Annotated in this window: 17 protein-coding genes; 14 read left to right on the top strand and 3 right to left on the bottom strand. The window is 62.2% G+C overall.

Going from position 1 to position 23,222, the window contains the following annotated elements; translation table 11 throughout:
• Positions 1-339: 339 nt before the first annotated feature.
• The 3 genes from BS629_RS20905 to BS629_RS20895 all read right to left on the bottom strand — a co-directional run bounded on the left by BS629_RS20905 (position 340) and on the right by BS629_RS20895 (position 3,878).
• Positions 340-1,365, bottom strand: a complete 1,026-nt coding sequence (locus BS629_RS20905) for a DUF1254 domain-containing protein (protein WP_183622070.1) — start codon at positions 1,363-1,365, stop codon at positions 340-342.
• 74 nt (positions 1,366-1,439) lie between these two features.
• Positions 1,440-2,954 carry a DUF1254 domain-containing protein gene (locus tag BS629_RS20900; RefSeq protein ID WP_011651546.1) on the bottom strand — a complete coding sequence of 505 codons (1,515 nt, stop codon included), beginning with the start codon at positions 2,952-2,954 and terminating at the stop codon, positions 1,440-1,442.
• Positions 2,955-3,116: 162 nt separating this feature from the next.
• Positions 3,117-3,878, bottom strand: coding sequence for a hypothetical protein (locus tag BS629_RS20895; RefSeq protein WP_049778369.1), 762 nt, complete (start codon positions 3,876-3,878; stop codon positions 3,117-3,119).
• 611 nt (positions 3,879-4,489) lie between these two features.
• Here BS629_RS20895 and BS629_RS20885 point away from each other — a divergent pair.
• The 14 genes from BS629_RS20885 to BS629_RS20820 all read left to right on the top strand — a co-directional run bounded on the left by BS629_RS20885 (position 4,490) and on the right by BS629_RS20820 (position 23,210).
• The gene (locus tag BS629_RS20885; RefSeq protein ID WP_011651543.1) at positions 4,490-6,211 is read left to right on the top strand and encodes a tetratricopeptide repeat protein; all 1,722 of its coding nucleotides are present in this window, start codon (positions 4,490-4,492) and stop codon (positions 6,209-6,211) included.
• A gap of 83 nt (positions 6,212-6,294) precedes the next feature.
• On the top strand, positions 6,295-8,892 hold the full coding sequence (locus tag BS629_RS20880; protein ID WP_011651542.1) for an SH3 domain-containing protein: 2,598 nt from the start codon (positions 6,295-6,297) through the stop codon (positions 8,890-8,892).
• A 33-nt stretch (positions 8,893-8,925) separates the two neighbouring features.
• Positions 8,926-9,906 carry a SphA family protein gene (locus BS629_RS20875; RefSeq protein WP_049778367.1) on the top strand — a complete coding sequence of 327 codons (981 nt, stop codon included), beginning with the start codon at positions 8,926-8,928 and terminating at the stop codon, positions 9,904-9,906.
• Entirely contained in the window at positions 9,907-11,139 is a 1,233-nt protein-coding gene (locus BS629_RS20870; protein WP_011651540.1) for an alpha/beta hydrolase, read from the top strand.
• Positions 11,140-11,308: 169 nt separating this feature from the next.
• Positions 11,309-12,955, top strand: a complete 1,647-nt coding sequence (locus BS629_RS20865; RefSeq protein WP_041936269.1) for an arylsulfatase — start codon at positions 11,309-11,311, stop codon at positions 12,953-12,955.
• 56 nt (positions 12,956-13,011) lie between these two features.
• The gene (locus BS629_RS20860) at positions 13,012-13,989 is read left to right on the top strand and encodes an AAA family ATPase (protein ID WP_011651538.1); all 978 of its coding nucleotides are present in this window, start codon (positions 13,012-13,014) and stop codon (positions 13,987-13,989) included.
• Positions 13,986-14,924 (top strand): DUF58 domain-containing protein, encoded by a 939-nt coding sequence (locus tag BS629_RS20855; protein ID WP_077988435.1) that lies wholly within the window; start codon positions 13,986-13,988, stop codon positions 14,922-14,924. The genes BS629_RS20860 and BS629_RS20855 overlap by 4 nt, the downstream gene beginning before the upstream one ends.
• Complete coding sequence (locus tag BS629_RS20850; RefSeq protein ID WP_011651536.1) at positions 14,924-15,445, top strand: DUF4381 domain-containing protein; 522 nt, start codon at positions 14,924-14,926, stop codon at positions 15,443-15,445. The genes BS629_RS20855 and BS629_RS20850 overlap by 1 nt, the downstream gene beginning before the upstream one ends.
• A complete protein-coding gene (locus tag BS629_RS20845) occupies positions 15,432-16,421 on the top strand; it encodes a vWA domain-containing protein (RefSeq protein ID WP_011651535.1) in 990 nt (329 codons plus the stop codon). The genes BS629_RS20850 and BS629_RS20845 overlap by 14 nt, the downstream gene beginning before the upstream one ends.
• Positions 16,418-17,971, top strand: coding sequence for a VWA domain-containing protein (locus tag BS629_RS20840; protein ID WP_077988434.1), 1,554 nt, complete (start codon positions 16,418-16,420; stop codon positions 17,969-17,971). The genes BS629_RS20845 and BS629_RS20840 overlap by 4 nt, the downstream gene beginning before the upstream one ends.
• Positions 17,968-19,269 (top strand): BatD family protein, encoded by a 1,302-nt coding sequence (locus tag BS629_RS20835; RefSeq protein ID WP_077988433.1) that lies wholly within the window; start codon positions 17,968-17,970, stop codon positions 19,267-19,269. Before BS629_RS20840 ends, BS629_RS20835 begins: the two co-directional genes overlap by 4 nt.
• A 242-nt stretch (positions 19,270-19,511) precedes the next feature.
• Complete coding sequence (locus tag BS629_RS20830) at positions 19,512-21,128, top strand: arylsulfatase (RefSeq protein ID WP_011651532.1); 1,617 nt, start codon at positions 19,512-19,514, stop codon at positions 21,126-21,128.
• A 109-nt stretch (positions 21,129-21,237) separates the two neighbouring features.
• Positions 21,238-22,200: a formylglycine-generating enzyme family protein gene (locus BS629_RS20825; RefSeq protein WP_041936268.1), complete on the top strand. Its 963-nt coding sequence runs from the start codon at positions 21,238-21,240 to the stop codon at positions 22,198-22,200.
• The gene (locus BS629_RS20820; protein ID WP_011651530.1) at positions 22,197-23,210 is read left to right on the top strand and encodes an HAD family hydrolase; all 1,014 of its coding nucleotides are present in this window, start codon (positions 22,197-22,199) and stop codon (positions 23,208-23,210) included. The genes BS629_RS20825 and BS629_RS20820 overlap by 4 nt, the downstream gene beginning before the upstream one ends.
• The last annotated feature ends 12 nt before the right edge of the window (positions 23,211-23,222 follow it).

Genomic DNA, 23,222 nt, shown 5'->3' with positions numbered 1-23,222 from the left:
CCTCTCTTTCAGGGCCGGGCATCCTAAGGGTGAGGTACTCGTCCTTCCGGCGCGAAGCCAGTTCGAGGTGTCGGCAGCTTCTCATCCTGAAACCAGGATCGCCAGCGACCGCACGGATCGGTTTTCAGCGCGTCTGCAGTCCTGCTGTGCGGCCGCAGTCGTTCTCCCCGAACAGCGTGTCGGAGGCTTAAACGCCCTGTTCCGGAAGACCGAGATGGGAGGATGTCCGCCCCGGTCGGCGGCGCAACTTTCTACGGCAGCCTGAATTCGATCGGACGGCGTAGACATCGAGGAGAGAAAACTCCCTGACCGTGCTCCACCAGCGCTGTCAACATGAGATCAGTTCAAAGCCGTGAGATCGGGAAAACTCCACTGGCCGTTCAGGATGGAATCCCGCGGCCGATACAGTCGCACCGTGTAATTCCAACCGGCCATGATCGGGAGGCAGTTTGGAATTTTCCCATCGCAACCACCAAATTGAACGTTGATCGAACCATCGGCGTTCTTCCGCGCGGTGACATCGTTCAGCGAATAAGCCCCGTATGGGTTTTTCTCGAAGTAGCCTTTTGAATTATAGAGACTGATCGACCAGAATCCATCGACGGGAACGTCCCTGACGTCGAGCTTGTAGATCGTCTTGCCGTCGTTTTTCTCAGGGGTGACGTTCAGATAAGTGGCGTCCTTGTCTGGGTTCCCACCCCACGCCGCAGCGCTGGAGACGAGATGACGTATGGGGTCGACACTTTCCTTCGACCCGAAGGACTTGTTGAAGTCTGACATGGTCGTAGCGAGGATTAGGAGGGCGTCGCGCACTTTCTTTTGACTGGCGGCGTCCCAGTCGGGGGTCTCGAACTTGCCGGGTCCGCCGGGCTGGTCGACCTTGATGGCGTCCTGCAGCACGTGGACCTGTTCCACGTCCTTCGGATTGGAAGGATCGACGAACGTCCGGATGGCGATCACCAAGTAACGCGTGCCCGCTGTCTCCTTGGTGAAGGTCGAGGTGCCACCATACGACACGGTCGTGACATAGTGGTCCTCGTTGATGGCCAGCAGCGACATGAAGCGCTTTCCGGCCTCTGGCAGCGTGATCGTAACCGGCCCCGCATCGAGATCGAAAACCGCGCCCGAATAGAGCGTGTCGCGGTTCAGTCTTATGATGGTCTGGTTTTCGATTGTCGCCGGCTCGCGGCGATGAAAGAACTTCCCGAAGCCTCCGTCCTTTGCGACATTGCCGAAATACAGATCGCTTTCGGCACGGACAAAGTTGTCGATGGTGACCTGCTCGGCCGCCGATGGCGCCGTGGAAGAGGCGACGAGGGCCGTGATTGCGGTTGCGGCGGCGATGGCAAGAGGTGTCGTGTGCATGTATCTCTCCAATTCGCTGTGTTCCCTCGCACGAACGGTAGATTTCCGCGGTTGCCGAGGTCGGAAATTCGTTCCTACTGAACCTTTTCAAAGTCTCCGGGCTTCCAGCTTTTGTCGAACCACGGTTCCAACGGCGCGTAGAGCCGCAGGATCGTGTTCCATCCCTTGCCGGGCATGGTCTGCACCCAGTTCGTCTGATGGCCTTCGGGGGCGTTGGGAGAGAACCAGATCGTCACCGACCCGTCCTCGTTCTTCTTGATGTCCGGCTGATTGCTGTCGATGCCCGCGAGCTTCTGGTCTGTCTCCAGCATCGAGCGCGTCTGGTTGTCGTACACCGTGAACGACCAGAACTGCCCGGCCGGTATCGGCGACGGCAAAGTGATCTTGTAGGTCTTGCCTCCGTCGAGATACTCCCCGGCCCCGTCCCTGACGGCGAATGCGTAGGCCGAGCCGGTCCCCGGTTTCGCGTCCGCCATCGCCGGAGTGATCCCGGTCGCCGCGTAATGGAACATCGTACGGGCGTCAAGCATGCGTTCGCCCTCGTTCAGGAACTGGTAGCTGTTGCCGATGAAGCCGTTGTTCCACTGGCGGTCGGGGTAGAACTTCGCGCGGGGTTCGCGGGGTGCGAACACCATCGAGCGGGCGGTCGCGTTGCCGACTGCAACGGCGTCCGTCAGGATCGTCTTCATGCGGGCGTCGGGTGCGAACTGCTGTCCTTTCTTGATGCCGATCGAAGCGAACAGCCCGACGATCTCTGGATCGAATGCATCGGCGGGCTCGCTCTGAACGACGTTGTAGAGCTCCTCGTAGAAGTGAAAGTCGTTGGCATGGATCGTGTTGAGCTGCTTGCCAGAGAGGTTGACGAACGTGGTTTCCGGCGCGGGCGTCGCCTCAGACAACGGGTAGATTCTGGCATGATCCTTGACGCCCTTGACCGCTGCCGCGATGTCGCCGTCCTTTACGAAGGCCCGGTAGAGGACGAGGTTCGTGTTGGTCGAAGACTTCGTGACGAAGTAGCCGTCCGCGGGCAGTCCGCCCGAGTACCCCGGCGGCACGAACAGATACTTTCCTCCCTTGCCCTTGTCGGGGCCGATGATGCCGACGTCCGTGACATAGCGGAAAAAGGCATCGTCCACCGGTCCGAGAACGCCCGGCGGGACTTGTGCAACCACGGGACCGTTCGACAGATCTACGCAGAAGAAAACGTAAACGGTGGTGGTGTTGGCGGTCAGAAACAACGAGCGCGCGTCCAGGAGGTTCTCCGTGATGCCAATGCCCTTGTTCTTCACGGCGCCCGCGTCAGCGAGCCCCTCGCACATCGCATAGACGGACGCGGCCGGCATTCCTGATAGGAACGCTTCGACGCCCCTCGAAAAGTCGATGTTGTCGTATACCTTCTGCACTGCAGCCTGATCGGGGAGACCGTCGGCAAAATTGAGCGTGCCGATTCGGGTCTGGACAGTGCTCGGCGTCTGGATGCTTGCCGGAACTTCGGCTTTGAACTGCGGTGCCGACTGATTGGCTGCGGCAGTCGCCGCTGAAAGCAACGATGACATCACTACTGCTTGGATTCGGGCATATCGGTTCATCTGTCTCTCCGGATTTTCTGCTGATCAGCAACTGGACGGTTGCCAGGAAGAAGTCGGCGGCTGGAAATCGTCCTCCAAGATGGCGGCGCTAGACGGTGCGCGACACCAATCGCTCGCGAGAATGTGCGTACGCTCGCGTATCTTACCTTTCTGCGGCGACCATCAGCGACCGACCGGAAACTGGAAATTCACTCCAGCGAAGATCTGCCAGCGCGGCGCACCGGCTCCGTCGTGCCAGACGGTGTACTGGGGCTCGACGAAGGCGTTCATCGTCACGCCCTTGTCGAGTTGGAAGACCTTGCCGACGCCTGCGCCCACCGGGATGTACGAGTTGCCGCTCTCGAGGTTGAAGTTCCATGTCGCGGAGGACCGCAGGTACCAGCCGTCCGACAGGTTTATATTGAGGATCGGCTGGACGGTCAGCAGGTTGACGTCCTCGCGGTCCTCGACGCCCGCGAACGAAGTCTGATAGGTAACGAGACCCCCGAGCAGACCCCAGCTTTGCGGAGCGACGACGACGCCGGCCGCGCCGATCTGCCACTTGCCGCTTCCAAGGGATTCGTCGGTCGCCGTCGGCACGACCAGCAACGGCCCAATTCCGAGAGTGACGTCGCCCTGCTTCGGCAGGATGAAGAGATCCATCAGGGTGAGGTCACCGAGCCCCGTGACATATCCGCTTGGAACATCGGGGGATGTCGCGATCGGGAGTGTAAAGCGAAAAAGCTGCGGCAGTCCGAACATGTCCGACGGAATGAGGCCCCTGAGCAGGAACTGGTTCGCCTCCGGATCTCCGGGCGTGTCGATGAAGCTTGGGATGTAGTAGTCATGGAAGTTGATGGTGATCTTCGGGGTCAGTGGGTTGTTCGCCTCGTTGACTGTGTCATGCGCCTCCTGCGCGACCGCGGGTGCGGCGACCGCCAGCATCAGGACTGCCAGGATTCGAGTGAAATTCAATTGCACGAAGGATCTCCCGTTTCGGTGAAGGCAATCCAGCACGAAAGGTTTCGGGTGCACAGATTGTTACAGTAACAAGGCGATGCCCCGTCCCGGCGACATCGAATGTAACTGTAACAATCTCGCTTTTTTCGATTGGCCCAGGCGAGAATGGCCGATGCGTATCCGCGCTCCTCGCACGCCTCCTGCTCGAAAGGATCGCCTGCTCGCCATGGACACTCCCAGAGATGCAGCCCATCGCGGATTGCTGAAGCTGATGCTGAGACTTCCGTCTCTGCGTGGCGAGCTTCAACTTCTCTGGCCAAACGACGCTTCGTTCGAGGCTCTATGCGAGGCCTACGAGGACGCGACGGCCACGCTTGACCGTCTCCTGACGTCCCCGAGAGACGGCGAGGACGAACTGATCGACGAGTACCGCAACTTGTGTCGGGCCTTGGAATCGGACGTGGTAGCTCGATGCCGCACACGGACAGCGCGATCACGATTTTAAATTCTCCGCATTTGCCGCTTTATGGTTGCAACAGGAAATACGCCAGCATACATTCTCCACTGCTTATGGACGGACGGGCGCGAGGTGCGGAATGGCAGCGAACGGCGTGAGCAGTGGGGCATGCGCAGTTTCCGAGGAGGAGGCGCGTTCGGAAGCGGAGCGGCTGCTGGCCGATCCACGGCTTCACGTATCCGACCGCCACCGAGCTTTCTTGCGGTACATCGTCGACGCCCGGTTCGAAGGCCGGAGCGACACCATCAAGGCCTATTCGATAGCGATCGACGTCTTCAAACGGCCAGCTTCATTCGATCCCTCCTCGGATCCGATCGTCCGCATCGAGGCCACCCGTCTGCGGGAATCCCTTCAAAAATACTACGCGCAGCTTGCCGACGAGCCGGGTGCCCGCCTCGACATCCCGCGCGGGCGCTACGTCCCCGTGTTCGTCGAACGCGATAACCCGCCCTGCCCCGAGGAGGACGGCGAACTTGAGGACGTCGGCCTGCCGACGGAGGAGCCGACTCAAGCTGCTTCGCGGCCCGAGGGCAGAAACTGGCGTCACGCCATCATGGGAGGAGCAGCCCTCGCCGCCGTCAGCTTGACGGGGAGCCTTGCATATTTAGCCGCCAGCGCGGCGCATCTGAACACGCAGAAGCCCTTCGTCGCGCTGTCGATAAACGCCTCGCAAAACGACAAGGCGGCCGGCGAAGCGGTCATGGAAGACCTCGCCGTGTCGCTCGCACGTTTTGGCACCGTCCGTCTGAAGTCCGGTGCCTCCGGCTCGAGAGTGCCTAGCGATGCGATGGAGCAGAGTCTCTACGAAATCAACATGCGTTACGCCGAGAATGAAAGTTCGGTCTCACTGTGGTGGCAGGTTTCCGACGCCGCCAATGGCGAGGCCGTCTGGACCGACGAGGAGCGACGTCCGGTCGCAGCAGGATCACGCGAGGAGGCGATGCGCGACCTGGTCTTCGCAGTCTCCCGAAGGCTGGCAAGACCGGCCGGAATCATCAATACGATCGAGCTTAGGCGCAACCTGCCCTCATCAACGATCGGCAACGTGTGTGTCCTCCGAGGCGAGTTCGCAGTCGAGCAACGCGACGCCGCCGGCCTGGAGGCCGCCCGCTCGTGCCTGGCGGCCACGATCGCCTCGGATCCCACGGATGCCGACGCAATGGCCACGCTTGCGCGCGTCTATGTCTGGATCGGCCGCGCGACCGGCGACGACAGCTATTTCGGCCGTGGCCTGGAACTGGCCAACCGGGCAGCCACCCTCTCGCCTTCCTCGCCAAGAGCGGCGCTGGCGCAATTAGGCGTGCAGTATCAGCTCGGACAGAACGAGATCTCGATAGCGGCCGGCCGCCGTGGCGTCGCGCTAAACCCTGAAAACGCTGACCTGCTCGCCAAGCTTTCCATGGTCGTGTTCCTCACAGGACACTGGGACGAGGGCGTGCAGCTTGCCAGACAGGCGACGGAGATCGCCGGGCAGCCCATACGCGATGCAAGCTTCGTCATGATCCTCAACGACTATCGCCAGGAACGTTACGCGCAAGCCGTGTTCCTCGCACGGCAGGTTCCGGCACCGGACGCGCCGACGACGGTTTTGAAGCTTGCCGCGATCGCTCGCCTCGGCGACCGGCCGGTGACGCAGCAGGAGATAGCCGCAGCCCGTTTGCAGCATCCCGATCTCGAGCGGACGGTCACAGCAATGTTCTCCGGAGCGCGCTACGACAGCAATCTCAGAGACGCGCTGCGCGCAGGCATTCTGGAAGCCGGCCTGAAAATGCCGGAACTCGCCAGCAACGGTGCAATGTAACAGTAACATTCTTGTCCGAAAGGCTCCGATGGCATTCCTTCGACCGGTCCGCAGATCGCGGGCGATGACGTCGAAGGGCCGCCATGATGCGCAAGCTGCTTGTCCTCTCAGTCGCTTCCACCTTTCTCGCAGGCAACGTACTGGCCGATCCCGCGGTCATGACCGCGGCCGTCAATCTGCGTTCGGGACCGGGCACGGGGTTCGCGGCGGTCGGAAACGTTCCGGAAGGCGCGCAGGTCGACCTCAAGGAATGCGACGCGAGCGGCGCATGGTGCGCGGTTGATTTCGGGGGCGAAAACGGCTTCGTCAGCGGGCGCTATCTCAGCCAGGTTTCAGCCGAAACCCCGACCTGGCCGAAGACGTTCACGGCGGATAGCGGGGCGACGCTCACTCTATTTCAGCCGCAGGTGATCGACTGGCCGAACTTCACCAAGCTCGACGCGCTGATCGCAGCGGAACTGAAGCTCTCGAAGGACTCGCAGCCGGTCTATGGCGTGATCGGCGTCACAGCGAAGACAGTTGCCGATGACGAGACCGACAACATTGCTCTGACAGACTTCCAGACGACCGCGGTGTACTTCTCGACGCTTGACAAGGAGCAGCTTTCGAAACTGGCGCTCGGCGTTGGCAGGATCATGCCGACGGATCCCATAATGGTCTCGCAGGACCGCCTTGCGGCGAGCCTCGCCGATTACAAGCGGCTGAACGATATCTCGGGGCTCAAGGCTGATCCTCCGCCGATCTTCACGAGTGAAACCTCCGCCATTCTCGTGCAGACCGACGGCAAGGCGGTTCTCTCTCCGGTCAAGGGCGTGCAGGGCCTCTCCTTCGTCGTCAACACCAACTGGGACATTTTCCAGACCGATGCCGACAAGGCATTTTATCTCAGGAGCGAGAAGAACTGGCTGACGGCGTCGAGCCTTGACAGCGAATGGACGGAATCAGATGCGCTGCCACCCGAGATATCCAGCCTGCCCGACGACGACGCCTGGAAGGACGTGAAGGCCGCCCTGCCCGCGATGCAGTTCGGTGAAAGCGGCGTCCCCAGGGTCTTCTATTCGGACGTGCCGGCCGAACTCCTCTTGTTCGAAGGAAAGCCCGCACTGCAGAAGGTGCCCGGCACGGGACTGGAATGGGCCTCGAACACGACCAGCGACGTCTTCTATCGCCCGTTCGACACGACATGGTACGTGCTGCTTTCGGGTCGCTGGTTCTCGGCGCCGTCGCTCGACGGGCCCTGGACGTTTGCGACGCCGAACCTGCCTGCCGACTTCCAGAACATTCCGCAGGATGCGCCCTACTACGCGGTTCGGGCGTCGGTGCCGGGAACGTCGGAAAGCGCCGAGGCGCGCCTGAAGGCGAGCATCCCTCAGATGGCCCGCGTCGCGACCGACGGAACCGTCAAGGTCGACGTCGCCTACAGCGGCGATCCGAAGTTCGAGACAATCGACGGCACCAGTCTCTCCTATGCGGTGAACTCGAACGAACAGGTGATCAAGGTCGGCGAGAAGTACTTCGTGCTGAAGGATGGGGTCTGGTTCGTCGGCGACACGCCGATCGGACCCTTTGAAGTGGCGAAAGCCGTTCCGGACGAAGTCTACAAAATCCCGGCCTCCTCTCCCGTCTACAACGTCACCTATGTCAGGGTCTACGACACGGAGCCTGACGCCGTCTGGTACGGCTATACCGCGGGGTATCTCGGGGTCTACCTCGCATGGGACGCCCTCGTCTGGGGAACCGGATGGGCCTACCGTCCCTGGTGGGACTTCGGCTGGGCGGGCGGTTACTGGCCCTATTATCCCAGGCCCGTCACCTACGGCGTCGGTGCCTTCTACAATCCTGCCTTCGGCACCTTCGGCCGCTACGGCTACGCCTACGGTCCCTATCGTGGCATCGCCGGCGGGGCGGCCTACAATCCTCGCACCGGCACCTACGTCAGAGGCGGCGCCGTCTCCGGCCCGGCGGGTTCGCGTGGCTTCGTCGCCGCGTTCAATCCACGTACCGGAAACGCCGTCGCGGCGCGCGGCGGCACCAACGTCTATGGGTCGTGGGGCACGGCTGCCGTCAAGCACGGCGGCGAGTTCGCCCGCGTCAGCGGCGGTTCGACGGGCAACGCCGCCGGCCTCCACTGGCACAGCTCCTCGGGCGACCGCGGCTTCATCGCCGGCGGCAAGGGTGGCGACATCTATGCGGGGCACGACGGCAACGTCTATCGCCGCGAGAACGGCGAATGGCAGAAGCACACGCCCGACGGCTGGGATCCTGTCAATCGTCCTTCGACCGAAGGCTTGAAGAACGTCGGCGAGCAGTTTGCTTCCAAGCATGCGGAAGCCGCCGACCGCATCCGCCAGAATGCTCCCGAGCGTGCGCAGAACATCCAGGACCGGGTGGAGAAAAATCCCGCAGCCAAGGACCGTGTCCAGAACCGCGTGCAGAACGGTCAGAACGCTGCTCCTCGCCAGCAGGTCCGCGAACAGGCTCCGGACAATCTCGGCCTCGACCGCGTCGCCCGCCACCTCGGCAACCAGCGCGACCTCTCGCGCAGCTACGGACGCCGCGACATCGGACAGTTCGGCGGCGGACGGCAGATCGGCGGCGGCGGGGGCCGTGAATTTAGCGGCTCCCGCGGCGGCGGTGGCGGCTTCCACGGCGGTGGCGGCGGACATTTCCGCAGACGTTGAGCCTCGTAGAAATCTTGGAGATTGAGAACTTCGATGACCTCTGAATTTGGCAGACGCCTGGCATTAGTAGCAGCGACAACGTTGCTTCCTTCGCTTGCACTGGCGGCCGAGGGCGGCGCGGGCTTCTATCTGCTTGGCGCGAAGCTTCCCGCAAGTGCGATCACGCCGCCTCCCGGCGTGTTCTTCTCGAACGACATCTACATGTACACGGGCGATCTCGGGGGCGGACGGGCGCTGCCATCAGGTGGACGACTGGCGGTCGGCGTCGAAGGCTCGGCCGTCATCGAGGTGCCTACCGTGCTCTGGATCCTTCCGGAGGATGTTGCCGGTGGTCACCTCGGACTGTCGCTCACCGTCCCTGTCGGCTGGAAGAATACCGACGCCGACGTAACGTTGGCGGGACCACGAGGTGGAACGGCGTCAGGATCGATCTCCGATCCGGTCTTCACCGTCGGCGATCCGGTCCTTGGCGCCCTGCTTGGCTGGGAAGCCGGCAACTTCCATTGGCAGACCAGCCTTCTGGTCAATGTGCCGATCGGTGATTATCAGGACGGCGAGATATCGAACATAGCCTTCCACCACTGGGGCGCCGACGTTTCGGCCGGCGTGACCTGGCTCGATCCGACGATCGGCCTCGACCTGTCGGCGGTGGTCGGCATGACGTTCAATGCCGAAAACCCCGCCACCGACTACCGCACGGGCAACGAGTTCCATGTCGAGTGGGCGGCCGTCCAGCACTTCAACGAGCAGTTCGACGCCGGTCTCGTTGGATACTACTACGACCAGGTGAGCGGCGACAGCGGCGCCGGCGCGTCCAGCGACTTCAAGGGGCGCGTCGCGGCCATCGGCGCGACCATCGGCTGGACGTTCAAAGCGGGCGAAGTGCCGATATCGACCCGCATCAAGTATTTCCACGAGTTCGCCGCCGAAAACCGCGCCGAGGGAGATGTCGTCTATCTGACGATCTCGATGCCCTTGTCGATCACCAAGCCCATGAACATAGCGGCGCAGTAAATGAAGCATTTGCAACTGAAACTCCTTGCCGCTTTGATCGGCTTCCTCCCGGCGCTAACCGGCTGTGGGCACCCGAGCGGCGTCATGCAGCCTGTTCCGCTGGCGGCAGGAACGAGCACGGCGCAGGTGGACATGCTGGTGGCGACGACCAGGCAGCCTTCTGGCGACGCGAGGACGCTGTTCAATGGCGAGCGTAGCCCGAAGCCCTCCATGACCGACGTTGCGGTTTCCATTCCGCCGAAGCGCGAGGCGGGCACCGTCCAGTGGCCGCAGCGGCTGCCGCCCAATCCCGCCACGGACTTTGCCGTCACGCGGGTGAAGCAGATCGACACCATTCCGGAAGGGCGGGCATGGTTCCGCCAGCATATCCAGGGCGGGCATGCGCTCGTCTTCATCCACGGGTTCAACAACACATACGAGGACTCGGTCTTCCGCCTAGCCCAGATCGTCCACGACAGCGGCATGCAGGCGACGCCGATCCTATTCACCTGGCCGTCACGCGCGCAACTCACCGGATACGAATACGACAAGGAGAGCACGAACTATTCGCGCACGGCGCTCGAACAATCCCTGCGCGTCCTCGCAGCCGATCCTGAAGTGAAAGACATCACCATCCTCGCGCATTCCATGGGCACGTGGCTGGCGATGGAATCGCTGCGGCAGATGGGCATCCGCGACGGCCATGTCAACGCCAAGATACACAACGTTATCCTCGCCTCGCCCGACATCGACATCCAGGTGTTCGCTAAGCAGTTCGTCGAGTTGGGCGATCCGAAACCGCAGTTCACGATCTTCGTCTCCCAGGACGACAGGGCGCTCGCAGCGTCGAGCTTCATCACCGGCAACGTGTCGCGTCTCGGCGCAATCGATCCGTCGAAGGAGCCATATCGCTCGCGGCTGGAGAAAGCCGGAATCACGGCCATCGATCTTACGAAGGTCAAGACCGAAGACAGCCTGCACCACGGCAAGTTCGCTGAGAGCCCGGAGATCGTCCAGCTCATCGGGCAGAGGCTGATGACCGGGCAGACGCTGACGGATTCCAACGTCTCTCTCGGTCAAGGCGTCGCCGCAGTCGTGGGCGGGACGGCGCGCACGGTGGGCACGGTCGCGGGCGCGGCCGTCGCCGCCCCGCTGACGATCGTCGAACAGCCTGTGAGGACGCGGCGGCCGTCCGGCAGGGAGGTGGGAGAAGACCTCGAAAGCGATCGAAAGTCGAAGCCGTTGACCCAGTAGACCCGCAGCCTGGACCGATTGTTACCCCCGGCTGCCTGCAATGTAACTGTTACAAGCTTACCCCCTTGCTGCGCCTGAAGCACAGTATCGCGGCGCATAGGAACCCGACGAAAACTACGCACTCCGCCTGACAAGCCAGACGCATTCGCTAGTAGAAAGGAATCTCGTGATGAGTACGCCCACCCATCGAAGACTTCTTGCAGCCTCGGCCGCGGTCGTGATGACCATGACCTCGGCCGTCATCGTCGCGCCGGCCTTCGCACAGCAGCCCGCGCCAGCGGCGACCACTCCGTCGGCCACCACGGAAAATTCAAAGCCGAACATTCTCGTCATCTTTGGCGACGACGTCGGACAGACCAACATCAGCGCCTATTCATTCGGCGTCGTCGGATACAAGACACCGAACATCGACAGCATCGCCAAGGCCGGCATCATGTTCACCGACTACTATGCCGAGAACAGTTGCACGGCGGGCCGCTCGACCTTCATCACCGGCCAGACATGCCTGCGCACCGGTCTCTGCAAGGTTGGCGCACCCGGTGCTCCGGTCGGCCTGCAGGCCGGCGACATCACGATCGCCCAGGCGCTGAAGCCGCTTGGATATGCGACCGGCCAGTTCGGCAAAAACCATCTTGGCGACCGCGATGAGTACCTGCCGACCAAGCACGGTTTCGACGAATTCTTCGGCAACCTCTACCATCTGAACGCCGAAGAGGAGCCGGAAGCCCCTTATTGGCCCAAGGATGACCAGGAGTTTCTGAAAGCTTATTCTCCGCGCGGCGTCATCAAGGCGTCGGCCGACGGCAAGATCGAGGATAGCGGCCCGCTGACCAAGAAGCGGATGGAAACCATCGACGACGAGACCAGCGCCGCGGCTATGGACTTCATGGACCGCCAGGTGAAGGCGAAGAAGCCGTTCTTTACCTGGATGAACGCGACTCGCATGCACGTCTTCACGCACGTGCGGGAGTCGATGCGGGGCCAGAGCGGCATGGTCGGAAACGAATATGCCGATGGCATGGTCGAGCACGACCAGATGGTCGGAAAGATTTTGAAAAAGCTCGACGAACTCGGGATCGCCGACAACACCATCGTCGTCTACAGCACCGACAACGGGCCGAACCAGTGGTCCTGGCCGGACGCTGCAACAACTCCATTCAGGAGCGAGAAGGATACCAACTGGGAAGGCGCGTTCCGCGTGCCCGCCATGATCAAATGGCCGGGGCGCATTCAACCGGGCCAGGTTTCGAATGGAATGATGTCCGGCCTCGACTGGTTCCCGACGCTGCTTGCGGCCGCCGGTGATTCCGACGTTAAAAGCCGCCTCCTGAGCGGCTGGAAGCCGGAGGGCAGCGCCACCAGCTTCCGCAACCATCTCGACGGCTATAATCAGCTCGACTACCTCACCGGCAAGACCGATAAGAGCGCCCGCAGCGACTTCTACTACTTCGACGACGACGGCGAATTGGTTGCGACGCGTTACGACGACTGGAAGGTGGTGTTCAAAGAGCAGCAGCTCCCCGGCGGATTCGCGGTCTGGCAGAACCCGCTCGTCACCTGGCGGATCCCGAAGCTGTTCAATCTGCGCATGGATCCCTACGAACGGGCGGACGTCGTGTCGGATCAATATAACGACTTCGTCGTTCGTAACGACTACCTGCTTGTGAAGGGTCAGTTGCAGGGCGCTGCCTTCCTCGAGACCTTCGTCAAGTATCCACCGAGCCAGCGCGTCGCCAGCTTCAACATCGAAGGAGTGCGCGACCAGGTCGACAAGGCGATCAACCAGTCCTTCAAGGATCGCGGCATCGAGAAGTAGCCCGATATGGACGCGCCGGGTCCCGGCGCGCCTATCCCTCAATCATAGAGAGTGCCATGTCAGCTCGTGAAGACGTCCTTCAGCTCGGCCAGCGCATCGGCAAGTCGATCATCGGCCAGGAGGCGATGGTCGAGCGGCTCTTGCTCGGCCTACTTGCCAATGGGCATCTACTCGTCGAAGGGCTGCCTGGCCTCGCAAAAACCAGAGCAATCAAGAGCCTGGCGAAAAACCTTGATTCAGAGCTTTCACGCGTTCAATTCACGCCCGACCTTCTGCCGGCCGACATTACCGGCTCCGAGATCTACTTCAGCGAGGGCGGCAAGGGCGAATTCAAGTTCCAGCAGGGGCCGATCTTCGCCAATCTCATTCTGGCGGACGAGATCAACCGCGCGCCGGCCAAGGTGCAGTCCGCTCTGCTCGAGGCCATGGAGGAACGGCAGGTCACCGTTGGCGGCAAGAGCTATCCGCTGCCGCCACTCTTCATGGTGATGGCAACGCAAAACCCCATCGAGCAGGAAGGCACCTACCCTCTCCCCGAAGCCCAGCTCGACCGCTTCCTGATGCATGTCGAGGTCGGTTATCCCGACGAGACGTCGGAGGCGGCCATTATGCGGCTCAACCGCGACGAGGAAAACCAGACGCATGGCGGCACGAAGCCGCCGTTGCCGGAGAAGCTGAACCCACAGGCCATCTTCGACGCCCGGAAGGAAATCGGCGCTGTTACCGTTTCAGAGCCCGTCGAGAAGTACATGGTAGCGCTCGTCTTCGCCACGCGTTATCCCGACCGCTACGACAAGGATCTCGCGAGGTTGCTGCAGGTGGGTGCCAGCCCTCGCGGTGTGATCGGCCTCGACAAGGTTTCGCGATCCTATGCCTGGCTGAAGGGGCGCGATTATGTGACCCCTGACGACGTCAAGGCGATCGTCCACGACGTTTTTCGCCACAGGCTGATCCTGTCCTACGAGGCGCATGCGTCAAATACCACGCCGGACAAGGTGATCGACCGCATCGTCGAACTGGTGGCGGTCTCATGAGCGATGCGGGCGTCTATGTTTCGACGGACGAACTGGTCGCGCTCGAAGCGAGAGCCCGAGATCTGAGCTTCGTCCAGAAGGCGCGCAGCCACCAGCAGCTTGCGGGCCGCATGCAGTCGGCGATGCGCGGCCGGGGACTGATCTTCGAAGAACTTCGCGACTATCTACCCGGCGACGACATCCGCTCCATCGACTGGCGCGTCACGGCGCGAACCAGCAGACCGGTGGTCCGCGTCTATTCCGAAGAGAAGGAACGCCCGGCTCTGATCATCATCGACCAGCGCATCAATATGTTCTTCGGCAGCAGGCGCTCGATGAAATCGGTCACGGCAGCGGAAGCCGCGATGCTCTGCGCCTGGCGTATCCTTGGTTCCGGCGACCGGGTCGGCGGATTCGTCTTCGGCGACGGTGGGACCAGCGAGGTGAAGCCGCATCGCGGTCGCAACGCCGTGATCGCCTTCGCGAACCGGATCGCCGAAAAGAACAAGGAACTGAGGGCCGATGCGGCCTCGGCGGCGGCGTCCGGACAGCTCGACGCCGTGCTCGAAACCGTCTCGAACATCGCGCATCACGACCACCTCGTGGTGGTGATCTCCGACTTCGACGGACATACGGAGCTTACCCGAGACCTTCTCCTGCGCCTCTCCTCCCGCAACGATGTCGTCTGCATTCTCGTCTACGATCCCTTCCTGTTGGAGCTGCCGGTCTCCGGCGACATCGTCGTCAGCGGCGGCGGTCCGCAGGCGGAGCTGGCGCTTCGAACAGCAAGCGTCCGCACCTCGATAGACGCCTTCGCGCGGAAACGTGGGCGGGAACTTCGTGCATGGCAGCACGAACTCGGACTGGCGATGCTGCCGGTCTCTGCCGCCGAGGAGACTGCGCCTCAGCTTCGGCGACTTCTCGAGCAGTCCGCCTGGCGACAGAGGAGACGCTGATGGAGCCGACGGCGAAACCTGATCCGATAACGGAAGCGGCACTGCGATCACTGCACGACATCGCGACGCTCGAACCGGTGTCATGGATGCCGCAGACATGGGGGTGGGGCGTTCTCGCGGGCGCCCTGCTCGTGATGTTGGCTCTGACCGGCATCCGATGGATCTTGCGTTATCGTGCAGACGCATACCGGCGCGAAGCCTTGGCCCTCCTGACCGTCATCGACGAGCAGCTTCGAAACTCTGCGACCCGGCGCGATGGCATTCGAGACCTTTGCGAGGTCCTGAAGCGAACGGCGCTGGCGGCCTGGCCCCGTACTGAAGTCGCCTCGCTTTCGGCCAACGCCTGGACCCGCTTTCTTGAGGAGCATGATCTGGATGGTGCCGGGCATGCCCTCGAGCGGCTGCTGGACGACTTCGAATACCATGGTGCGGAGGTCGTCGCCGACCTTCCATCGAACGTCTGCAGCGACCTGGTGGCCGCCGCCCGCAACTGGATCGAGCGTCACCATGTACCAGCTTGATCTCCCATGGCTATTGTTGACGCTCCCCGTTCCCCTGCTGGTCTGGTGGCTGCTCCCGCCGCATCGGGAAACGTCCGCGTCGATCAGACTGCCCTTTTTCACCGAAGTGGCCGAGGCGGCCGGGGTGCGACCGACCGAAGGTTCGGTGATCGCCCGCAGGACATGGCCACAGATCCTGTGCGAAGGAGCCGCGTGGTGCCTCGTGGTGGTGGCGCTCGCCCGTCCTCAATTCGTCGAGCCGCCGATCGAGAAGGTCGAACCGCAGCGCGACATTCTTCTGGCGCTCGACCTTTCGCAGTCGATGGACACGAAGGATTTCCCCGGCGCGGATGGGAAGCCGCTTGCCCGTGTCGACGCGGTCAAGCAGGTCGTCGCCGACTTCGTCGGCAGGCGGCCCGGCGATCGGATCGGCCTTGTCGCCTTCGGTGATGCCCCCTACCCGCTCGCGCCCTTCACCATGGACCACGCACTGGTCGAGACGATGATCGCCGACGCCGTGCCGGGGATGGCAGGACCGCGGACGTCGCTCGGGGACGCGTTGGGGCTGGCGGTCAAGATGTTCGAGAAGACGACCGTTCCGGAGAAGGTGCTGATCGTTCTGACGGACGGCAACGACACCGCAAGCCGGATGCCGCCGCTGAAGGCTGCCGAGATTGCGAAGTCGAAAGGCGTCGTCGTCCATGCCGTCGGTATCGGCGACCCGCTAGCAACAGGCGAGGACAAGCTCGACACGGCGACGCTGCAGAAGATCGCGGAGAAGACCGGCGGTCGATACTTCTTCGGCGGCGACCAGGCGCAGCTCGCGTCCATCTACCAGGTGCTCGACCAGATCACGCCGGGAGACCAGAAAAAGCTGTCGTGGAGGCCGCGGGTCGAGCTATTTCAATGGCCGCTGCTGGCAGCCGTTCTGCTGCTGGCAGGATTTCATGCGTCTGCCGGCGCAGTCGGCTTCGTTCGCCGTAGAGCCATTGCATGATCGCCGACTTTCACTTCATTCGCCCCTGGCTGCTGCTCCTGCTTTTGTTGCCGGCACTGATATTGTGGCTGGCGTCCCGCTCGGGCGACGTCCGGTCGCAGTGGAAGAGCATGATCGCGCCGCATCTGCTCGACAATCTGATGGTCGACGGGTCGGCAGGCTCGAGGATCCGGCCGTCATGGGTCCTGGCAGGGGTACTCGTCGCCGGGATCGTCGGCGCGGCAGGCCCGACGTGGCAGCGTGAACCGCCGCCGTTCGTCGAGGACACCGCGCCTCTCGTCATCGCGGTTGATCTGTCGCAGACGATGGATGCCATTGACGTGACCCCGTCGCGGATCGAGCGCGCCAAGCTGAAGATCAAGGACTTGATCGATACGAGGCAAGGTGCCCGGACTGCGATCGTCGCCTATGCGGGCACCGCCCATCTCGTCCTGCCGCCGACAGAGGACGCTGCCTTGCTCGAAAGTTACTCCGATGCTCTGGCGACGCGGCTGATGCCGAGGCCCGGCAAGGACACGGCAGCCGCCCTGTCGCTCGCGGACAAGCTCCTCGAAAAGGAAAAGGCGTCGGGCACGATCCTGCTGCTGACCGACGGAGTCGAAGACGCGGCTTCGAAGGCGATCGAATCCAATTCGAACGGCATCATCATCCTTGGTGTCGGCACGTCGGCCGGCGGTCCGGTGAAGACGCACGACGGAGGATTCGCTTCCGACGCTTCCGGATCACGCCTGTTCTCGAAGCTCGACCTCGCCGGGCTGGAGGAAACCGAAAAGGAGACCGGAGCCGACGTCGCGACGGTGACCGATGACGACACGGACGTGCGGTGGATAGCGGAGCGGGTGCGTGCGAACTTTACGCAGAAGCAGGCCAAAGATGGCGACCGCTGGCGCGACCTGGGCTGGTGGCTGATCTTGCCCTTGTCGGTCGCAATGGCGTTCTCCTTCCGCAAGGGGTGGGTGGTGCGAACCAGCGCCGTGCTGTTGGCGGTCCATATGTTCTCGCCAGACAGCGCACGTGCCGACGGTCTGATGGACATGTGGCTGACGCAGGACCAGCAGGGGCGGATCGCCTTCGAACGCGGCGACTTCGACGCCGCTGCTGGGCACTTCGCCGACCCGATGTGGAGGGGCGTCGCGCTCTATCGAGCCGGCAAGTTTCAGGAGGCGGTCGACGCGTTTGCTTCCGTCGATACCGCCGAGAGCTGGTACGACCAGGGCAACTCCCTTCTTCATCTCGGAAAGTTCGACGAAGCCGTCGCCGCCTACGGCAAGGCGCTTCAGAAGCGAAAGGACTGGGGGGAAGCGATTGCGAACCTCGCCGTCGCGCAGCAGCTCCTCGAGGCCCAGAAGGAAAAGCACGAAGAGCAGCCGGAGCAGCCGAGCGAAGCGCCCGACAGCATCCAGTTCGACGACAAGGGAAAGCAGGGCAAGGAAGGCACCATCAACGTCGCCGAACAGACCTCCGAGATGTGGATGAAGAACATCAACGTCAGCCCGGCCGACCTGATGGCCCGCAAGTTCTCGATCGAGGCGGGAAGGAATTCGCAATGAGATTGCTCATGCTCCTGATCGGCCTTCTGACTTCTACATACGTCTTCGCAGCCGAGCCGTTCGGGCGCGCGTCGATCGAAGGCGCCGAAGGCATCGTTCCCGGCCAGCAGGTGCACGTCGTCGTCGACGTGTTCGCGCCGGAATTCTTCACATCGCCGCCGCAGTTTCCGCTCTTCGATGTGCCGGATGCGCTTGTAACGCTGTCCACCGACCGCGCTCAGAACCTGGTGCAGACGATCGACGGCACGCAATATGCCGGGATCCGTAGAAGCTATGCGGTCGTTCCGGAAAAGGCGGGGTCCTTCCAGCTTCCGGTGGTCGAGATCGATCTCGGCTTCTCGTCCAATGGCAATTCGACGAAGGCGATTGTGAAGGTCGCCCTTCCCTCCTTCGAGGTCGGCGCTTCGTCCCACCAGGCCGCTACTCCCTTCGCCGCACGCGGCCTGACGATGACGCAGTTCTTCGACAGGGACCCGGCGAGCCTGAAGGTAGGCGACGCTTTGGTGAGGACGGTCGTCGTCTTTGCCGAGGACACACAGGCGATGCTGATACCTCCGGTCGAATTCGGCACGACTGCGGGGATGTCGCTGTACGAAAAGCCTCCGGTACTTGCAGACGGCATCGAGCAGCGGGGGATCGGCCGCAGCGTCGAAACTGGCAGCATGCGGACCGAGACGGTCGTCTATACGGCCCCTAGCACGGGGCGCTTTCCGCTTCCTGCGATTTCGTATCCGTGGTTCGACGTTGACGGGCACGTCCTTTCGGCCGCGGCCCTTCCCGCCACCGACGTCGTCGTCGCGCAGGCTGCAGTGACGGAACGCATCCAGCCCGAGCTTCAAGGCGACGTGAATGCCCATGCGAGCCGCGCCCGGAGAGGTTGGCTTTTGGTCCTCTCGCTGTGCGCCATCGATTTGGCGGTCGCCGCTTTCGCATGGCGGCGGTTACCGGCCATTCGCACCTGGGTGGCGGATGCGCGCGCGCGGGGCCGGAATTCTCCGCGGCGTAGGCTGGGCCGGATACGAACGATCATTGGAGTAGGTGACGACCTCGCGGTCTACCGGGGGCTTCAGGACTGGAGCCGCAAGCTGGGATACCGGACAACGTCGGAGTGGGTGGAAGCGGAGGCCTGTCCGCGCCTCACGGTTCAGTTGGCTATCCTCGAGCGGCGGCTCTTCAGGTCGCGCGACGTGCAGTGGGACCGGGCGGCGCTGGCGTCGGCGATTACCTTGCCGACCGCCGATCGTCGGCCAGCCAAGCCAGCCTTGCCCGACCTGAATCCAACGGAAGGCCCATTGTAACGGTAACGAGGTTCTCTTGGTGCGCGGACGCGTAGCGGCAATCTGCGTCTACGTTGCCTGATCTCCGACTGGATTCACATCGCTGATCCGCCAATCGCGTCGAGCGGCGACGCCACGGCTTCCCACGACGCGAAGTTGTTACTGTAACACCCCGTCAGGTTTACAGTAACGTGCTTCCCTCATTTTGACGTGTCGCTAGCCTGAGGGCCTAGGTTCCACCTGCCTTGCCGGGAGACACGCCAATGGTCAATGAAATGAAGAATAGAGCGCCTAGTGGAATTCGGCAGGGGATTAGTAGACGGGATCTGCTGGCGGCAGGTACTGCCCTCGCTGCAGGTGCGGTGTCATTGTCAGCGCCCGGTCTTGCGATAGCGCAACAGGCCTCGTCGTCAGGGGGTGGGCGCAAGCCGAACATCCTCATGATCATGGCGGATGACATAGGCTGGTTCAATGCGAGCATCTACAATCACGGCATGATGGGCTACCGCACACCGAACATCGACCGTATCGGGACCGAAGGCGCGATGTTCACGGACTGGTACGGCGAACAGAGCTGCACTGCCGGTCGCGCCGCATTCATCACTGGGCAATCTCCCATTCGCACGGGTCTGACGAAAGTCGGGCTCCCCGGCGCGGATATCGGTCTGCGGGCAGAGGATCCGAGCGTCGCCGAGTTTCTCAAACCACTCGGCTATGCAACCGGGCAATTCGGCAAGAACCACTTGGGTGACAAGGACGAGTTCCTTCCGACCAACCATGGCTTCGACGAATTCTTTGGCAACCTCTATCATCTCAATGCGGAGGAAGAACCTGAGAACCCCGACTACCCGAAGAATCCCGATTTCGCCAAACGCTTCGGGCCGCGCGGCGTCATCAAGGCGTCTGCCGACGGACGGATCGAAGACACCGGACCGCTCACCACCAAGAGAATGGAGACGGTGGATCAGGAATTTCTGGGCGCTGCGATGGACTTCATCGACAGGCAGCAGAAGGCCGACAAGCCGTGGTTCTGCTACTTCAATCCAACCCGGATGCACGTCTGGACTCACCTGAAGCCGGAATCCGAGGGCAAGACGGGTTTGGGACCTTACCCGGACGGCATGGTGGAATTGGACGGCTATGTCGGGCAGTTGCTCCAGAAGCTCGAAGAGCTCGGAGTGGCTGACAACACCATCGTCGTCTTTACGACGGACAACGGCGCGGAAGTGATGTCTTGGCCGGATGGCGGCAACACGCCGTTTCGCGGGGAGAAGGCGACCAACTGGGAAGGCGGCTACCGGGTTCCCATGCTGATCCGCTGGCCTGGCACCATCAAGCCCGGAACCGTTTTCAACGAAACCTTCGCGCATTACGACCTGGTGCCGACTTTCGCAGCCGCAGGCGGTGATCCCGATATCGTCGAGAAGTGCCTCAAGGGCGGCCAGTTCGGCACCAAGACCTTCAAGGTCCATCTCGACGGCTACAATCTCATTCCCTTCTTCAAGGGTGAGGTGAAGGACGCGCCGCGGCGCGAATTCATCTACTGGAACGATGACGGCCAGCTTGTCTCGCTTCGCTACGATGATTGGAAGGCAGTCTTCATGGAGCAGAACCATGAGGGCATCGGCGTCTGGATGCGCGGTTTTGAAGAGCTGCGCATTCCGAAGCTGTTCAACTTGCGCGCCGATCCCTTCGAACGGGGAGATGAGTCAATTCTTTACGACAAATGGTTGGCGGACCACGCTTTTGTTCAGGTTCCCTTGCAAGCACTGGCGGCAAATTGGCTGAGCAGTTTCAAGGACTTTCCGCCGAGGCAAAAACCCGCAAGCTTCAATCTCGACAAGGTCGTGGAACAGTTGTCCTCTCCGGCGTCGAGATAGAGATCGAGGCCGCTAGTCGCGAAGCTAGATGAAGCTTGGTAATGCTCCGGTGTGGCCGGGACACTGCTTCGCGAGAGCTAAGGTCAGCCCATCAGTTCTGGAGACAGCGATGGCTTTAGCATTCGACAACATGACGGAACGGGACCGATTCATCTGGATACCCGGTCGTACCTTCACGGTGGGATCCGACAAGCATTATCCGGAAGAGGCCCCGGCCCATCCCGTGACCGTCGACGGCTTCTGGATGGCCGAAACGCCGGTCACCAACAGGCAATTCAAGCAATTCGCCGAGGCGACGGGATATGTCACCGTCGCGGAGAAAGCTCCCGATCCGAGGGACTATCCCGGCGCGAAGCCTGAGATGCTGAGGGCGGGATCGCTGGTGTTCACGCAGCCGAAAACGGTCAGCGGCGCTGACATCTCCCAGTGGTGGACATTCAAGTTCGGTGCGAACTGGCGCCGCCCCCTCGGCGGTCTCAGCGATCTGCGCGGCAAGCTCGACCATCCGGTCGTGCATGTCGCCTACGCGGACGCCGCTGCCTATGCGCACTGGGCGGGGCTCGATTTGCCGACGGAAGCCGAATGGGAGCTTGCCGCCCGCGGCGGGCTGGATGATGCGGAATATGCATGGGGCGACGAGTTCGCGCCGGGCGGTGTGCCGATGGCAAACACCTGGAGCGGCACGTTCCCTATCCACTCGACGAAGCCGAAAGGACACGAACGCACCTCGCCTGTGCGATCGTTCCCGCCGAATGGCTTCGGCCTCTACGACATGATCGGCAACGTCTGGGAATGGACCAGCGACTACTGGTCGACCCGGCATCCCGAACCGGCGAAGCACTCGTGCTGCATTCCGAGCAACCCACGCGGGCGCGACGCCGAGGCGAGCTACGATCCGCGCCAGCCGGAAATCCGGATAGCGCGGCGGGTGCTGAAGGGCGGCTCCCATCTCTGCGCCCCAAACTACTGCAGACGCTACCGTCCTGCCGCCCGCCACGCCGAGCCCGAGGATACGTCCACCAGCCATGTCGGCTTCCGCTGCGTCAGGCGCACCGAAGGAGAAGCGAAATGAGAAGACGTTTCCAGGCTTCCGATACCGTGCTTGCATCATTTCTCGTCGCCGCGCTGCTACTCGTCAGTGGCGTCGTCGGAACGGCCATGGCGCAGGAGGTCCTGCCGTCCTGGAACGATACCGCGGCGAAGACCAGGATCATGGATTTCGTCAAGGCAACGACAGCCGAGGGCGGCGAGGGATACGTCGTTCCCGAAGACCGGATCGCGGTCTTCGACAATGACGGCACCCTCTGGTCGGAGCAACCCATCTACTTCCAGTTTGCTTTTATGCTCGACCGTGTGAAGACGCTCGCACCGGAGCACCCTGAATGGCAGGCCAAGGAGCCGTTCAAGTCGGTGCTGGCAGGCGATCCGATGGGCGTGATGAAAGGCGGCGAGAAAGGGATCATGGATCTCGCGATGACGACGCATGCCGGGATGACGACGGACCAGTTCTCGAAGATCGTCACCGACTGGTTTGCGAGCGCCAAGCACCCGAAAACCGCAAAACCATACGACGAGATGACCTTCGTGCCGATGCGCGAACTCCTCGACTACCTCAGGGCCAACGGCTTCAAGACCTACATCGTCTCCGGCGGCGGCGTCGAATTCATGCGACCGATGACCGAGAAAATGTACGGCATCCCGCCGGAACAGGTGGTCGGCAGCACCATTACGACGGAATATGCCATTGTCGGCGACGAGCCCGTGCTCAACAGGCTGCCGAAGATCGACTTCGTCGACGATGGCGCCGGCAAGCCTTCCGGCATCAACAAGTTCATCGGGCGCAAGCCGATCTTCGTGGCCGGGAATTCTGACGGCGACTACGAGATGCTGCGATGGGTCACCGCCAAGGGTCCAAGCTTTGCGATGATCGTCCATCACACGGATGCGGAACGGGAGGTCGCCTACGATCGAAACAGCGAAATCGGCAAGCTCGACAAGGCGCTCGACGAAGCGGAGCGCCGCAACTGGCTGGTTGTCGATATGAAGGCGGACTGGAAGAAGGTCTTCTCATTCGAGAAATAGAAGGACATGCGC

It is taken from the genome of Rhizobium leguminosarum bv. viciae USDA 2370, assembly GCF_002008365.1.
Taxonomy (GTDB): Bacteria; Pseudomonadota; Alphaproteobacteria; order Rhizobiales; family Rhizobiaceae; genus Rhizobium; species Rhizobium leguminosarum.
The sequence above is the reverse complement of the archived record's forward strand: the minus strand, read 5'-3'. Positions and strand labels throughout refer to the sequence as shown.